The organism is Acidovorax sp. SRI_002 (assembly GCF_057586455.1).
Genome location: NZ_JBYCZW010000003.1, coordinates 381,700 through 397,146 on the forward strand (window position 1 = coordinate 381,700; position 15,447 = coordinate 397,146).

At 66.6% G+C, this 15,447-nt stretch carries 13 protein-coding genes; 5 read left to right on the top strand and 8 right to left on the bottom strand.

Going from position 1 to position 15,447, the window contains the following annotated elements:
* Nucleotides 1-16: 16 nt before the first annotated feature.
* The 3 genes from AC2YJX_RS09900 to leuA all read right to left on the bottom strand — a co-directional run bounded on the left by AC2YJX_RS09900 (nt 17) and on the right by leuA (nt 3,603).
* Nucleotides 17-1,117, bottom strand: a complete 1,101-nt coding sequence (locus tag AC2YJX_RS09900; protein WP_055393663.1) for a 3-deoxy-7-phosphoheptulonate synthase — start codon at nt 1,115-1,117, stop codon at nt 17-19.
* 167 nt (nt 1,118-1,284) lie between these two features.
* Nucleotides 1,285-1,791: a C40 family peptidase gene (locus AC2YJX_RS09905; protein WP_055393665.1), complete on the bottom strand. Its 507-nt coding sequence runs from the start codon at nt 1,789-1,791 to the stop codon at nt 1,285-1,287.
* Between the two features lie 132 nt (nt 1,792-1,923).
* Nucleotides 1,924-3,603, bottom strand: coding sequence for a 2-isopropylmalate synthase (gene leuA / locus AC2YJX_RS09910; protein WP_487255944.1), 1,680 nt, complete (start codon nt 3,601-3,603; stop codon nt 1,924-1,926).
* Between the two features lie 412 nt (nt 3,604-4,015).
* On the opposite strand from leuA, the gene AC2YJX_RS09915 reads away from it, so the two are divergent.
* Nucleotides 4,016-4,390, top strand: coding sequence for a YciI family protein (locus AC2YJX_RS09915; RefSeq protein WP_487255945.1), 375 nt, complete (start codon nt 4,016-4,018; stop codon nt 4,388-4,390).
* A 6-nt stretch (nt 4,391-4,396) separates the two neighbouring features.
* On the opposite strand, the gene AC2YJX_RS09920 is transcribed toward AC2YJX_RS09915, so the two are convergent.
* The 4 genes from AC2YJX_RS09920 to AC2YJX_RS09935 form a co-directional block, all read right to left on the bottom strand.
* Nucleotides 4,397-6,322 (bottom strand): putative bifunctional diguanylate cyclase/phosphodiesterase, encoded by a 1,926-nt coding sequence (locus AC2YJX_RS09920; RefSeq protein ID WP_487255946.1) that lies wholly within the window; start codon nt 6,320-6,322, stop codon nt 4,397-4,399.
* Nucleotides 6,319-6,864 carry a YfiR family protein gene (locus AC2YJX_RS09925; RefSeq protein ID WP_055393673.1) on the bottom strand — a complete coding sequence of 182 codons (546 nt, stop codon included), beginning with the start codon at nt 6,862-6,864 and terminating at the stop codon, nt 6,319-6,321. Before AC2YJX_RS09925 ends, AC2YJX_RS09920 begins: the two co-directional genes overlap by 4 nt.
* A 3-nt stretch (nt 6,865-6,867) precedes the next feature.
* Complete coding sequence (locus AC2YJX_RS09930; RefSeq protein WP_487255947.1) at nt 6,868-8,892, bottom strand: TonB-dependent receptor plug domain-containing protein; 2,025 nt, start codon at nt 8,890-8,892, stop codon at nt 6,868-6,870.
* 190 nt (nt 8,893-9,082) lie between these two features.
* Nucleotides 9,083-11,890 (bottom strand): WG repeat-containing protein, encoded by a 2,808-nt coding sequence (locus tag AC2YJX_RS09935; protein ID WP_487255948.1) that lies wholly within the window; start codon nt 11,888-11,890, stop codon nt 9,083-9,085.
* 236 nt (nt 11,891-12,126) lie between these two features.
* On the opposite strand from AC2YJX_RS09935, the gene AC2YJX_RS09940 reads away from it, so the two are divergent.
* The 4 genes from AC2YJX_RS09940 to AC2YJX_RS09955 all read left to right on the top strand — a co-directional run bounded on the left by AC2YJX_RS09940 (nt 12,127) and on the right by AC2YJX_RS09955 (nt 14,919).
* On the top strand, nt 12,127-12,540 hold the full coding sequence (locus tag AC2YJX_RS09940) for a YciI family protein (protein WP_121508052.1): 414 nt from the start codon (nt 12,127-12,129) through the stop codon (nt 12,538-12,540).
* 24 nt (nt 12,541-12,564) lie between these two features.
* Nucleotides 12,565-13,101, top strand: coding sequence for an SRPBCC family protein (locus AC2YJX_RS09945; protein WP_487255949.1), 537 nt, complete (start codon nt 12,565-12,567; stop codon nt 13,099-13,101).
* A 71-nt stretch (nt 13,102-13,172) separates the two neighbouring features.
* The gene (locus tag AC2YJX_RS09950) at nt 13,173-13,580 is read left to right on the top strand and encodes a VOC family protein (protein ID WP_228897064.1); all 408 of its coding nucleotides are present in this window, start codon (nt 13,173-13,175) and stop codon (nt 13,578-13,580) included.
* Between the two features lie 46 nt (nt 13,581-13,626).
* Entirely contained in the window at nt 13,627-14,919 is a 1,293-nt protein-coding gene (locus AC2YJX_RS09955; RefSeq protein ID WP_228897065.1) for an RNA polymerase sigma factor, read from the top strand.
* Nucleotides 14,920-14,973: 54 nt separating this feature from the next.
* Here the strand turns inward: AC2YJX_RS09955 and AC2YJX_RS09960 are convergent, their stop codons facing one another.
* Entirely contained in the window at nt 14,974-15,444 is a 471-nt protein-coding gene (locus AC2YJX_RS09960) for a ribonuclease HI family protein (protein WP_255354178.1), read from the bottom strand.
* Between the last annotated feature and the right edge of the window lie 3 nt (nt 15,445-15,447).

The following is a 15,447-nucleotide window of genomic DNA, read 5'->3' on the forward strand; positions in this document are numbered from 1 at the left end:
CCGTTCTGCGGTGGGATTACGCCCGCGAGCGCCGCGCTCGCACGGCGGCCGCCAACCCTTCAAGCACCGGCACGGTCTGCGCCAGGCTGATGCAGGCGTCAGTCACCGACACGCCGTGTTGCAGCGGCTGGCCGGGCACGATGTCCTGTCGGCCTTCGTTCAGATGGCTTTCGATCATCAGGCCGGTGATGCGCGCATCACCGGCTGCAATCTGCTCGGCCACTTCTGCCGCCACCGTGATCTGACGCTGGTGCTGCTTGCTGCTGTTGGCATGGCTCACGTCGATCATCACCTGCTCGCGCAGGCCCGCCGCCTTGAGCATGGCGCAGGCAGCATCCACATCGGCAGCGCTGTAGTTAGGCTGCTTGCCGCCGCGCAGGATCACATGGCAGTCCTGGTTGCCGCGCGTCTCAAAAATGGCGGCCTGGCCCATCTTGGTCATGCCCATGAACGCGTGCGATGCCTGCGCGGCCTGGATGGCGTCGCTGGCCACCTTCACGCCGCCATCCGTGCCGTTCTTGAAGCCCACGGGGCACGACAGGCCACTGGCCAGCTGGCGGTGGCTCTGGCTCTCGGTGGTGCGCGCGCCTATCGCGCCCCAGCTCACCAGGTCGCTGATGAACTGTGGCGAGAGCAGGTCCAGAAATTCGGTGCCCACCGGCAGGCCCGTGGCCAGCACATCGAGCAGCAACTGGCGCGCCAGCTCCAGCCCTTCGTTGATGGCAAAACTTCCATCCAAGTGCGGATCGTTGATGTAGCCCTTCCAGCCCACCGTGGTGCGCGGCTTTTCAAAGTACACGCGCATCACGACGAGCAGGTCGGCCTGCAGCGCATCCGCCTGTTGCTTGAGCTGGCGCGCGTAGTCCATGGCCTGGTCGTGGTCGTGGATGGAGCAGGGCCCCACCACCACGATGAGCCGGTCGTCCTGCCCGTGCAGGACGCGTGAGATGGCGGCGCGGCTCGATTCGACCAGCGCCTGCGCCGCATCGGGCGCGGGCAGCCACTCCTGCAGCAACGCAGGCGTAATCAGCGGGCGCACGGCCTTGATGCGCGTGTCATCAATGCGTGTGGTGTCGTGGGTGGAAATGGGGTTGGCGGAGCGGTGTGCGTGGGTCATGGTGGCCCCGATTGTCGCGGAGCCGCTGTTGCCTGCTGGTCAAGGAGGTGGTCACACGGCTCGGAACTGGCGCGGCCCAGGCCAGTGACGCAGAGCAAGGGCCGCCCCGCAGCGAGTGCGTCGTCCCCCTCAGGGGGAAGGCGCCGAAGGCGACTCAGGGGGAGCCTCTATGGCCTGCGGAACGCCGCGTTCTGTCGCGACCAATGGCGCGACTGCAAATGGTCGAGCCGCACCGTTCCGCCCGTAGAGGGCGCGTGCACAAAACGCCCTTCCCCCACATAGATGCCCGCATGGTTGGGCTGGCGGCCGGTGCCAAACACCACCAGGTCTCCGGCGCGCAACTCGCCACCGTCGATTCGGTATCCCCAGTTGTTGAGCTGCGCCACCGTGCGCGGCGGCGGTGTGCCGACCTGATTGCGGTACACGTAACCAATCAGCCCGCTGCAGTCGAAACCCGAGTCGGGCGTGTTGCCGCCGTAACGGTACGGCGTGCCCACCAGGCCCAGTGCGTGGATGGCGATGTCGTGTGCCTGCTCGGCGGTCAGGGGCGGCGTGGTGCGGATCGGGGCGGACGAAGAAGAAGACGTCGAAGGCGGCCGTGAGGTGCCACAGCCGCCCAGGGCCAGCAGGGCGGCTGTGCAGGCGGCAAAGGCCAGGCTGTGAAAAACGCGCATGGACCGAAGGGTAACGGATGGAGCCCGGCGCATGCGCTGACCCCGTTCCTGCCTTGGGGATATTGGTCAAAAATGCCACCAACGCTTGTGCATCAACCGTTGGCAGCTATCTTTTTTACAACACTTGGGAGCTCATGCCGTCGCACTGATTTCGGCCGCCTGGCGCCGCAGCAGCAACCGGTTGGCTACGCTCACGATGGCCTGTACCGACGCCGTCACGATGTTGTGGCTCGCGCCCGCGCCAAAGGTGGAGCCCGCCACGCCGTCCATGGCCGCTTCCACAATCGCCAGCGCCTGGGCGTTGGCGCCCGTGCCGGTGGCGCGCTCTTCATAGTGGTCCACGCGCAGCGGCAGGCCGAGGGCATCCACCGTGGCGGCAATCGGCCCGTTGCCCTGGCCGCGCAAATGCTGGCGCGTGCCGTCGATGGTCACGTCCAGCTCGATGCCCTGCCCGTCTTCATCGAGCTTGTGGCTGTGGCAGGTGATGGCGGCGTGCGCAGGCGCTTTCAGGTACGTGGTCTGGAACAAGTCCCACAGCGCCTCGCCGCTCATTTCGCCCTCGCTCGCGTCCGTCTGCCGTTGCACTACTGCGCTGAATTCGACCTGCATGCGGCGCGGCATCACCACGCCGTGTTCGCGTTCGAGCAGGAAAGCAATGCCGCCCTTGCCCGATTGGCTGTTCACGCGGATCACGCTGTCGTAGGTGCGGCCGAGGTCCGCCGGGTCGATGGGCAGGTACGGCACTTCCCACAAGGCGTTCGGGTCTTGCGCTGCAAAGCCCTTTTTGATCGCATCCTGGTGCGAGCCCGAGAATGCGGTGAACACCAGGTCGCCAGCATACGGGTGGCGCGGGTGCACGGGCAGCGAGGTGCATTCCTCGGCAATGCGCGCGACCGAGGTGATGTCCGAGAAGTCGAGGTTGGGGTGCACGCCCTGCGTGTACATGTTGAGCGCCAGCGTCACGATGTCCACATTGCCGCAGCGCTCGCCGTTGCCGAAGAGGCAGCCTTCCACGCGGTCGGCGCCGGCCATCATCGCAAGTTCTGCCGCCGCCACGCCCGTGCCCCGGTCATTGTGCGGGTGCACCGAGAGCGTGATGTGCTCGCGCGGGCTGAGGTGCCGGTCCATCCACTCGATCTGGTCGGCGAACACGTTGGGCGTGGCGTTCTCCACCGTGGTGGGCAGGTTGATGATGATGGGACGGCCGGGGCCCGCGTTCCATGCGGCAATCGCGGTCTGGCAGGCCTTGAGGGACACGCTGAGTTCGGTGGCGCTGAAGGTTTCGGGCGAATACTGCAAGGTCCACTGCGTTTCGGGCTGTGCATCGGTAAGCTGCTTGAGGTAGCCCACGTGGTGCGCGATGAGCTGCATCACCTGCGTCACGTTCATGCCGAACACGATGCGCCGCCATGCGGGGGCCGTGGCGTTGTAGAGGTGCACGATGGCGCGGGGCGCGCCTTTCACGGCCTCCACGGTGCGCGCAATGAGGTCCTCGCGCGACTGGGTCATGACCATGATGGTCACGTCATCGGGGATGAGGTTCTCGTCGATGAGGCGGCGCACAAAGTCGAAGTCCGTCTGCGATGCTGCCGGAAAACCGACCTCGATCTCCTTGAAGCCGATGCGCACCAGCTCTTCAAAGAGCTTCATCTTGCGCTCGCCGTTCATGGGCTCGAACAAGGCCTGGTTGCCGTCGCGCAAATCGGTGGACAGCCACACGGGCGCGTGGGTGATGCTGCGAGTGGGCCACTGGCGATCGGTCAACGCGACCGGGGCAATGGGCTGGTACTTGGTGGCGGGTTTGGAAATCATGACAAAGGCTCCACGAACGGTGTGTGCGGTGTGAAAGACACGGTGCACAGGTCAAACGAATCTAGAAACGAATGACATCCCCTGCAGCCCTTTGCGTGTGCAAAGGCTGGTTCGCGGGCCGGGGTCAGGGGGAGATCAGGTGTTGCGCTGAGCGGATCAGGCAACGGTGGCGAACGCAGGCAGACCCCGGCCAGGCACTAGGCCTAGCGATAGGGTGGATAGGAGCATGCTGCGTTGCATAGGGGGCAAAGATAGCACAGGCTTGCTGCGGTGCGCAATAATTTTGATGAAAATTGCCGCTAGCGCTTGATGGATAAGCGCTAGTAGCTATCAAAATAATAGTGAATACTGCTGATAGGATGGCGCCTTTCGCTGTGTGTCCTCCCCATCTGTTTCGTCAGGAGATCTTTTCATGGCCTACATGCTGCTCATCATGGAACCCCACGGCCAACGGGCCGAGCGGGGGCTGGCGGGGGGCCAGGAGGCCTATGCGCGCATGCTGCGTTTTGGCGAAGGCCTGCAGGCCCGGGGCCTGCTGCGTGCCTCCGAATCGCTGGCCTCCACCGAGCAGGCCGTGCGCCTGCAGGTGCGCGAAGGCCAGGCCCGCATGGTCGATGGACCCTTTGCCGAGACGAAAGAAATGGTGGGTGGTTTTTACCTGCTCGACTGCGCCACGCGCGAGGAGGCTGTGGCCATTGCCCGTGAATGCCCGGCCGCCGAATGGGCCACTGTCGAGGTGCGCGAAGTGGCGCCGTGTTACCACGGGCTTTGTGATCCGGGGCGCTGACGCTTTTCACACTCCCCGGCGCGCAGTGCCTTCCTGAAGCTGTGCCTGAAACTCCCCCACCGGCATGGGCCGCGCAAACAGGTAGCCCTGCAGCACATCGCAGCCCTGGCGCACCAGGTAGTCGGCCTGCTCGGGCGTTTCCACCCCTTCGGCTGTGATTTGCAGCCCCAGGCCGTGGGCCAGCGCCACGATGGCGGTGACGATGGTGCGGCTGTGTTCCTGGCCGGGCAGGTCCTTGACAAAGCTGCGGTCGATCTTGAGGCGCCGCATCGGCAACTGCCGCAGGTAGGCCAGGGAGGAGTAGCCGGTGCCAAAGTCGTCAATGGCCAGGTGGATGCCCAGCTGGCTCAGGCGGTGCAGGGTGTGCGCACCGGCCTCCATGTTGTCCATCAGCACGGTTTCGGTGAGTTCGATTTCGAGCAGGTGGGCGGGCAGGCCCTCTTCGCGCAGGATGTCCATCACGCGCTCCAGAAACTGCGGGTCGCCCAACTGCCGGGCCGAGATGTTGACCGACACCCGGAGCGGCCCGCCCGCCTGCCACCGGGCGGCATCGCGGCAGGCCGTGCGCATCACCCAGTAGCCCAGCGGCACGATGAGGCCGCAGTCCTCGGCCACCATCACGGCCTCCAGCGGCGAAACGTTGCCCAGCTCCGCATGCGACCAGCGCAGCAGCGCCTCGGCACCCACCAGGGCGCGGTCGGTGGCGGCAAAAAGCGGCTGGTAGTGCAGCGCGAGGCCCTCGCCCTGCTGGAGCGCGGCGCGCAGTGCATGCTCGATGGCCTGGCGCCGGACCACCGCCTGGTTCATCGACGCGTCAAACCGCACACAGCGGTTCTTGCCCATTTCCTTGGCGCGGTACATGGCCGTATCGGCATTGCTGACCAGGCCGTCCATGTCGGCCGCATCACCCGGAAAGGTGGCGATGCCCGCGCTGCAGGTCATGGTCATCTGCTGGCCGACTTCGGTGAACGAATGGTGGAAGGTGCCAACAATCCGCTGGCCATAGGTGTTGAGCGCTGCGTCGTCCATGTCCAGCGGCAGGATCACGGCGAACTCGTCGCCCCCCAGGCGCGAGATCGCATCGGCGCTGCGCACCACGGATTGCAGGCGCCGCGCCACCTGGCGCAGCAAACCATCTCCGGCCGCATGCCCGAAGGTGTCGTTGAGCGTCTTGAAATTGTCGAGATCGATGTACACCAGGGCCACGCGGGTGCCTTGGTCCCGGGCGGCTTCGATCGCTGCGGCCAAGCGTTCATTGAAGGCGTGCCGGTTGCCCGTGCCCGTGACGGCATCGGTATGGGCGAGCGCGTGCAGCCGGTTCTCGGCGTTGCGCACGGCCGCCTGGCTGCGCAGCACCATGGCGGCGGCCATGGCCATCACACACCCGGCAATCAGCAACGCGCTGACAAAACGAATGGCCAGGCGCGAGTACACCGCACGCATGGACTTGCGAAAGTACAGGGTTCCCTCTGCCACGCCCGCCGTTTCAACCGGCCGGGCAATCTCCAGCACGCTCACCCCCGCACGCTCGGTCAACCCGCCCATGCCAGCGGCCGCCAGCGTGGCGGGGAAGCTGTCGCCTGGCCCGCGTGTGTAGTGCGCCAGCAGCAGGCCCTGCGCGTCGTACACCCCGGCGCCCAGCACCATGGGCGACGACTTCAGCGCCGCGAGCATCTCGTTGGCCGTGCGCGCATCTCGGAACATGACAGCGGCCGCAATGTTGTCCGCGACGATGGCGGCCTCCACGCGGCTGTCCTGCAGCATGGACTGGCGCGTGCTCCAGTAGTCCAACCCCGTGAGTGCCAGCACCACCGTCAAAAGCGCCAGGCCCGCCGCCAGGATGCCCGTTACCACCAGCCTGGACGACAGCAGCACGGGCGGCAGCGGTGGCGCCGGGATGGCAATCTGGGGTTCGGGGGCCTGGGTTCTCATCGGTTCACCTTGGCCAGCCGCAGCAGTCGGGAGCTGATCGTGAGACCCGCCTTGGCGGCGGCGTCGGGGCTGATGCCGAACACGATACGCCCTTCCTGCTGGGTGAGAGCGATGACGATCTCCGGGTTGACGAAGGTCAGCTCGTCCGAGACCGTCAACACGCCATGGCCCTGAGACAGGGTTCGAAGCGCTCGCAATGCCTGCTCCACGTCTGCGTTTTGCAGGATGAGCACCCTGCAGTCGCGCAGGCTGGCCATCTCCAGCAGCCTGATCCGCACGGTACGGCCTTTGGCGGCCTGTTTGCCTTCCAGGGCGGTCAGGGGGCGCTTGAGTGGACTGAAGGGCGAGACGCAGACGGTCAGTTCGCTGCCCATGGCGCTGTCGTTGTCAGGCCATTCGATGAACTGGATGAAGTTGAAGATATAGGCGGCCTTGAGGTCGGGTTCTTCCACGGGGTTGGTGGCATGCGCCAGGCCGACCAACCCGCCCAGCAAACACAGGCCGAACCACAGTATCTTGCCCAGGTGGATGGCGTTGTACATGGCTCAGAACGCGTAGGTGAGCTTGAGCCGGTAGGTCCGTCCATCCTGCCGGATCGATTCTTCGCGGATCTCGTACGAGGCGGGGTCTGCATGCCGGTGGTTGAACAGGTTGTAGACGCCCATCGACACGTCCACATCCGCAAAGCGTTGTGTGTAGACGAGGTTGGTGACGATGGTCCCCGGCAGGCGTGCGCCCGAACGGGTTGCGCGCGCGCCCACGCCGATGGCCTCCACGGCATATTGGCCCGGCCTGCCAGCGCCTTGCGTTCCCCACGCGCCCAGCGCCAGGGTGTCCGACCACTGGACCTTGAGCAAGTGCCGGGGAGAGTTCGTCAGCGGCTGGGGGGTGCTGGTGTTGCGTGCCTTTTGCCAGCCATAGGCCACACGCAGGCGCGAGCCGCCTTGCCAGCGCTGTTCCACCTCGGCTTCCAGCCCGTGAACGCGCACGCTGCCGGTGTTGCCGAAGGTCAGTCTTTCCGCTGCGTTCGCATCGCCCAGCGCGATCAGGTCGGTCACCTGCGACCGGAACGCCGTCAGCAGCATGCGGGTGGCGCCGGTGGGGGCATGTTCGAGGGCCAGCTCTGTGGTGCGCACCTTTTCCGACCGAAGCCCCTCCGAGCTGACGATGCCGCCGGGCAGGTCCACGCGGTAGTCGCGTTCGTAGGCATTGGGGGGCCGGTAGGCCGTGCCGTGCAGCAGCTTGAGGGCGGTGGAGGGGGTCCACCAATACACCAGGCCCAGCCGGGGATGGAAGCTGCCCGCACTGCCGGACTGCTTGCCCCAGCGCAGCCCGGTGTGCAGCGTGAGTGTGGGCGCCAGCGCAAATTCATCCTGCATGTAGATGCCCAGCGCATCGCCCGAGCGGCGGGTGTCCAGGTACTGGGCGGGTGGGTCCAGATCGACGTTGAGCTGCTGGATGCGGGTGTCGCGCCGGTAGTCGATGCCCCAGGCGAGCTTGTGGCGTGCAAACGCCGTGCTGACCCACTGCCAGTCGGTGCCCCACCACTGACCGGTGCCGACGTCGCGGTTGACCGTGAGGGGTGGGTAGTCGTACACATAGTCGCCCACGAAGCGGTAGCGCCCGGCGTGTACGCGGCCGGTGAGCGCCAGTGAGGGCGAAATCTGGTGCGTGGTTTCGGCCGCCAGGCGGGTGGTGGTGTCGATGTAGCGCGAGCGTGGGTCGTTGAAGGCCTGCGAGAACGAAGCCGTGGGCGTGCCCTTGGTGCGCTCGCCATGGGCCAGGGTGAGCGTGAGCCCCTCCCGCTGCATGCGGGCAAACAGCTGCGTGCTGCGGTCGAAATCCAGGCGGTGTGCCACACCATGGTGGGTCTCGGGCGCGTCGAACGCCGAAAAGTACTGGTCTGCCCCCCGGCTGCTGGAGCGCGTCACCGCGACGAGCCAGTCGCTGCCCTGGGCATCCACCGTGCCCAGCGAGAAGCGTGCCTTGGCGCTGCCTTGGCTGCCCGCCTCCACGCTGATCTGCGGCCCGGCCAGCTGGCGGCCGTTGCGCGTGATGACATTGACCACGCCAAAGAACGCATTGGCGCCATACACCGCAGAGCCCGGCCCGGGAACGAACTCCACGCGGTCCACCAGGTCCAGGTCGAGCGGGAAATCCGTGCCGATGGTGGCCTGGTCGTAGAGGTTGTCGTTAAAGCGCACGCCGTTGACCAGCAGCAGCACCCGGGTGTTGTAGTCGCCCGGTGTGGCAAAGCCGCGTGTGCCAAGGTAGTGGTAAGAGCGGTCGTACGAGACATACAGCCCGCGCATGCTGCCCAGCACTTCCGCCAGCGTGCGATAGCCAAAAAGCCGGATGTCGTCTGCGGTCACCACGCTCACCACGGCGGGCGCTTCCAGGGCGGTTTGCGCATACCGGCTGGCCGTCCGGACCTCCATCTGCATGAGCTGTTCCAGCGGCAGCTGGGCAATGTCCGCCTGCGCGGCAGCGTGGGATGCAAAGCCACACAGCAGCGCCAGCACCAGCTGCTGTGTCCGCTGGGTTGTATTGGGTTCCGATCCTCTTTGCATGGGTGGTGCACCCGCTGTGGTGAGGGCCCGCGCATGCAGGCCAAGGCGTTCTGGAGGTTCGTGAATCAGTGGGGCGAAAGGTTTACAAAGTGTATCCATCGCCGGGACCGAACAGTCCCTCCGGGGATCGGTGATGACCCCTAGAAAACTGTAAAAAGTGGAGCGGCCGCCCGTGAACCCTTGCCGGAGCTCACTCGACGGGCGTGATGCCCTCACGTGCCGCGTAGGCCAGCCCCACGCGGCGGTACAGGCGGCGCCAGCCGAACACGTACACCACCACCAGGGTGGCTGCAAGCGCCAGCCAGGGGCTCCAGGGGCTGGACGCTACAAAACGCCACGCCCAGTACAGCTCCGCAAAGCCCATCAGTGCGAAGGTGCCCAGCCCGATCCACGGGCCCTCGGCCCGCCAGGCCGCGACCGAGACGAATGCATGGCCCACCAAGGCTGCGAGGCCCAGCAGCAGGTGGGCCGCCAGCGCCAGCACTGGCCGCTGCTCGAACCACCCCGCCATCCCCCTGAGGGTGGGGGGCGTGTCTGACTTGGCGGTCAGTGCTGCCTGCATCACAAACGCTGCCAAAAACCCCTTGTGCTGGAGCCTGCGTGCCGTGGTGTCCTGGCCTCGCAGGGCCGAGCCCACCACGCGCCGGGACAACCAGTCGCCCAGGTCGCCACCCGCGCGTGGCGGGTCTTCTTCCTGTGCGTCCGGGGGTAGCTGGGCCATCGCTTCGCGCGCCTGTGCACGCAGGGATTCGGGCACGTGTTCCAGCGCACTGGGGCTGCGGCGCAGCGCGTGCGCACAGACAGCGACGGTGCGCAAGGTCTCGGGCACCTGTTCCAGGTGCCAGCCACCGTCCTGCACGTGGGCGATGCAGGCGTCCTCGCTGAGCATCCCGGCCGGTATTTGCGCAAAGCTCTTCACACCCTGCCGCAGCGCGGTGGCATAGCGTGCGGGTGTCATGAGCCGCCTGGGCACAAAGCGCACGGTGTCTTCATCGGCGGCCAGCGCGGCGTCCACCATGGCGTGGGTGATGTGTTCACGCGGCACATCGGCCAGCGTACGTGGGTGCGACTGCAGCTGTGCCATCAGCGTGGTCTCGTCGGCGGCTTGGGCCTGGGGTGCTGGCGGTGCAGAACGCGCACGTTGCGCAAGCTGCAGCGCATCCACGCTGGGCGCTGCCATCAGCCACAGCTCCCACCATGCGTCGCCATCGCCGGAATCCGCATGTTGGTACAGCGTGAGCCACTGCTCGCGCGATTCGCGCAGCACTCCGCCATCACCGGGCAGGGGTCTGGCCAGCGGCGAGGCCCAGGCCTGGGTGTGGTCGCCGCTGCGGTGCCAGGGGGTGGCGTGTTCGGGGTCCGGGTCGGCCGGGCCAAAGCGCGCTGACAGGCGCTGCACCATGGCCTCGCGGGCTTCGTTCACCGCGCGGTGGAGGTCGGCAGACAGGAATTCATACGGGCCGTTGTGCGACTCGCTCAGGTAGGCGCGCATGACCCGGCGCACGACCACGGTGCGGTCGGCCTGCACCTGGTCTGGGTCGTCCGCATCTTCCTCGTCGTCGGTGCCGTCATCGTCCTTTTCCGTGCCCGCGCGGTCAGCTTGCAGCATGTCGCCCGCAGCCAGTTGGTGCAGGCGTGTCTCGGCCTGGGCCAGCAGGCGGCTGGCCAGGGGCACGATGCCGTCGAGCGTGTCCAGGCCTTCCAGGTGGTCGGTCAGGGGGGCATGGAAAAAGGGCCGGGGCGGCCAGCAGTTCTCGCGCACGCCGCTGCGCCACAGGGGCGCACCTTCGGCGCCGAGCAAGGCCACCTGCTGGCCGTCATAGTGCGCGCGCCAGATCACAACCCCTTCGCCGTCGATGTACGCCAGCTGACCATCGCGGGTGAGGAACGGCACCAGCGGGGTATCGGGCGTGTTGCCCACTAGCCAGCCATCGCCGTTGGTCAGCGGCTCCAGCAGATGCGCCGGTGCCGGCACGAAACGGCCATCGGGATGCAACAGGCCCCAGGTGGCGCAGGCCGACGGACCTTGCGCGGCGGTGCGCACCACGGCAAAGCCGCTCTCGGCAGAAAAGTCCGAGCCATAGCTCAGGCGCGGGCCGGGCAAGGGCTTGCCTTCGGCCGTGAGAAAACCCGTGCCGTCGTAGCTGTTGGCCACCACGCCGCAGACCATGCGCCGAGACAGGTGGCGGCCACCCTTGACCACCACCTTGCCCCGGGCGTCGAGATAGCCGTGGCCGTTGTCCCAGGCGTTGGGTTCGTCAAAGTAGGCCAGGCCATCGCTGTTGAAGGCGTCGATGCTGGGGTAATGCGGCTTCAGCACCCAATCGCCCCGGGCATTGATCAGCCCGTAGCGTTCTCCATCGAGCGATGCGGCCGTGGTGGGGGACTCGCCAAACGGCTTGGCATCGCGAAAGCGGGGTTCAATCACCCAGCGGCCCGCGCGGTCCACAAAGCCCTGGGTGCGCTGGTTGCTATCCTTTTTCCACAGCGTGGCGCGGGCCAGGCCGTTCGCGCCGAACAGGCCCAGTTCATGAAAAGCTTCGTCGCTGGTGGGCTGGCCCTCGCGGTTGATGGGGCGCCATGCATCCTGGCCCACCTGCACGGCACTCACCCCGTTGCGGAATGGGTGGGCGTTGTCGAAGGTCGGGGGGATGACCACCGCACCCGCCAGGTCTACAAAGCCCCAGCGGCCCCTGTCGCAAAAGCGCGCCAGTCCGTCTTCTGAAAAGTTGCGTGCGTTCTGCAGCGCGGGCGGCACGCGCCAGCAGCCTTCGCCATCGATATAGCCCCACAGCGAGTTGTCGGCCTGGGCAGCGCTGACCCAGCCGCCGCGCCCGTCGGCGTTGAAGCGCAATATCGCCTTCAAGCCTTCTGGTGGCACCACGGCCCGCCCGGGGTGGACGATGACCAGGGCCGGGCTCTGGCAACTGGGTTCCAGCGGAATGCTGGCCAGCCAGGGAGGGGCCGGTTCGGTGGTGATGTCGCTGTCTTCGTTCATTGTGCTCGGGGGCTCTCCGCGCGGCATCCTACCGAGGGTGTCTGGCCGGGCGCGTAACCATTTGCACGCCTTGGCAAATGCCCCACACCTTGGGCTGCACCTGACACCTTGGCGACTTTTTTCTACGTAGTTACCCTGATTTTTTGAACCATCCTGTCGATCTGCCCGGCCTTCGTTCGTCGTGCAGGTGAAGGTCCACCAACGGGCCCTCAACCCATCACTTTCAGGAGAACCCCATGCGATTCATGATCATCGTCAAAGCCACCGCCGAATCCGAACAAGGCTGCATGCCCAGCGCCGCCCTGATGGCCGAGATGGCCCGCTACCACGAAGAACTGGCCCATGCGGGCGTGCTGCTGGACGGCAGCGGCCTCAAGCCCAGCGCGCAGGGCTGGCGTGTGCGCTACACCGCCAGCGGCCGCACCGTGACCGACGGGCCGTTCACCGAAACCAAGGAACTCATCGCCGGCTACACCCTGATCCAGGTGCGCAGCAAGGGCGAGGCGCTGGAATGGACGCGCCGCTTTCCCAATCCGCGGGGTGAGGGGCTCGATGCCGAGATCGAAGTGCGCCAGCTCTTTGAGATGGAGGACTTTGCCGGCGTCGAAGGCGTGGAGAAATTCCATGACCTCGAAGCGATGCGCGGCTGAAACCAACCGGGAGGACCCTCTACCATGATCAAGAGCATTGCCCTTGTGCTGCTGGCGGCGCTGGGACTTTTCCTGGCGTTTGCTGCCACCCGCCCCGACACCTTCCGCGTGGAGCGCAGCCGCGTCATCTCCGCCCCGCCCGAGCGTGTGTACGGCCTCATCCACGACCTGCGCCAGTTCAACACCTGGAACCCGTACGAACGCAAGGACCCCGCCGCCAAGGGCGAGTACAGCGCCAACACCATCGGCCCCGGCGCGCGCTATGCGTGGCAGGGCGACAAGGTGGGCACCGGCAGCATGGAGATCGTCGATGCCACGGCCCCGGCGCGCGTGGCAATGAAGCTCGACTTTGTGGCCCCGTTCGAAGCCCACAACCAGGTCGAGTTCACGCTGCAGCCCGAAGGGGCAGGCACCACCCGCGTCACCTGGGCCATGCATGGCCCTGTGCCCTACCTGGCCAAGATTGCGCACCTGGTTTTCAACATGGACCGCATGGTGGGCCAGGACTTTGAAGACGGCCTGGTCAACCTGCAGGCTGTGGTGCAAAAGCCTGCCGGCTGAGCCCCATCCCCTGTTGCGCTTTGCAAAACCTTTCGTTTCGCTTTACCTTCCTTACTCCTCAGGAGCACCTCATGCACCAACAAATCTTCGTGAACCTGCCCATCGAGAACATGGCCCGCTCGCAGGCGTTCTTCCGCGCACTGGGCTATGACTTCAACCTCCAGTTCACCAACGACCAGGGCGCCTGCCTGGTGGTGGGCGAAAACCTCTTCGTGATGCTGCTGGTCAAGGACTTCTACCAGACCTTCACCAGCAAGACGATTGCCGATGCACGCACCACCTCCGAGGTGCTGGTGTGCTTCTCTTGCCAAAGCCGTGCAGAAGTCGATGCGCTGGTGGACAAGGCCGTGGCTGCGGGCGGCACCACCCCCCGCCCTGCGCAGGACCTGGGCTTCATGTACTCGCGCAGCTTTGACGACCTGGATGGGCACACCTGGGAGTTTGTGCACATGGTGGACGCCAGCAAGGCGCTGGGATGAGAACGTGTGAATGAATGCGCCGGATTCATTCACACCTTTTGATCGCGTGAAACCCTCTACCCTTCCCGACCGCGATGCCCTGCACCGCACCATCGACTCGGTGTGGCGTATCGAGGCCGCGCGCATCATCGCCAGCGTGGCGCGCATGACGCGGGACGTGGGCCGGGCCGAGGAGCTGGCGCAGGACGCCCTGGTGGCCGCGCTGGAGCACTGGCCTGCCACCGGCCTGCCCGCCAATCCGGCGGCGTGGCTGATGACCACGGCCAAGCGCCGCGCCATCGACCACCTTCGCCAGCAGGCGCTGCACACGCGTGAGAACGAAGCCCTGGGCCACGACCTCGAAGCGCTCGAAGCGCAGTACGCGCCCGACGTGGTGGAGACCCTGATGCACGTACAGCAGGACGACATTGGTGACGACCTGCTGCGCCTCATCTTCACCGCCTGCCACCCCGTGCTGCCCACCGAGGCGCGTGTGGCGCTCACCTTGCGGCTGTTGGGCGGGCTCACCACGGCTGAGATCGCACGCGCGTTTCTCGTGCCCGAGCCCACCGTGGCCCAGCGCATTGTTCGCGCCAAGCGAAGCCTGTCTGCGGCCCACGTTCCGTTTGAAGTGCCCGGCCCTGCGGAGCGCGCGCCGCGACTGGCCTCGGTGCTGGAGGTGATCTACCTCATCTTCAACGAAGGTTATGCCGCCACGGCGGGCGATGACTGGATGCGCCCCGCTTTGTGTGGCGAGGCGCAGCGACTGGTGCGCGTGCTGGCCAGCCTGGCGCCCGATGAGCCCGAGGTGCAGGGGCTGGTGGCACTGCTCGAAATCCAGGCCTCCCGCCTGCCCGCACGCACCAACGCACAAGGCCAGCCCGTGCTGCTGATGGACCAGGACCGTGCGCGCTGGGACCACCTGCTGGTGCGCCGGGGGCTGGCAGCCCTCGACAAGGCCGAGCAGCTGGCACGCATGGGCCATGCCTGGGGGCCCTATGCGCTACAGGGTGCGATTGCGGCCTGCCATGCGCGCGCGCACCGCGCACAAGACACCGACTGGCACCATATCGTGGCGCTGTATGACGCACTGCTGCAGGTGGCGCCCTCGCCTGTGGTCGCTCTCAATCGCGCCGTGTCGGTGGGCATGGCCCTGGGTCCGGCCGCAGCACTGGCCCTGGTGGATGAACTGGCCGCAGAACCCAGCCTGCGCCACTACCACTGGCTGCCCAGTGTGCGGGGCGACCTGCTGGCCAAGCTGGGGCGCCAGACGGAAGCTTGTGCAGAGTTTGAACGGGCCGCCAGCCTGACGCGCAATGCGCAGGAGAAGGCCTTGCTGCTGGCGCGAGCGCGAGCGTGATGGACATGCACTGCAGCCGGCGCGCTGCGTGAAGCAGGTCGGAGCAGGGCAGGATCAGCGTCGACGCTTCTGGGTGCGGCCGTGTGGCGTGGCCACCTTGGGCGCCAGACCCAGCGCGGCACGCGCCAGCGCATCGGCCGCCCCATTGCGGTGGCGGGGAACCCATTGCAGGTCCACCTGTGCAAACCGCTGCAGCACACGGCGCGCCTCGTCAAACAGCGGTGCCAGCCGCTCGATAGGCGCTACGGCCTGCTCGCCCAGTTGCTCCACCAGCACGCTGCTGTCGCTGAGCACCTGCACGGTGGTTGCAGTGGCCACCACCTGGGGTTCCAGCCACTGCAGCGCCCGCAGCAGCGCGCGCAGTTCGGCCTCGTTGTTGCAACCGGTGAAGGTCGTGGCTTCAGAAATGGTGTGTTGCGTGGCCCCACCGGGCCCCACCAGCACTGCCCCCAGCCCCATGCGCCCGGGGTTGGGCACGGCGCTGCCGTCGCAGTGCACCACCCAATGGGCGGGTTCGGTGGCCACGGC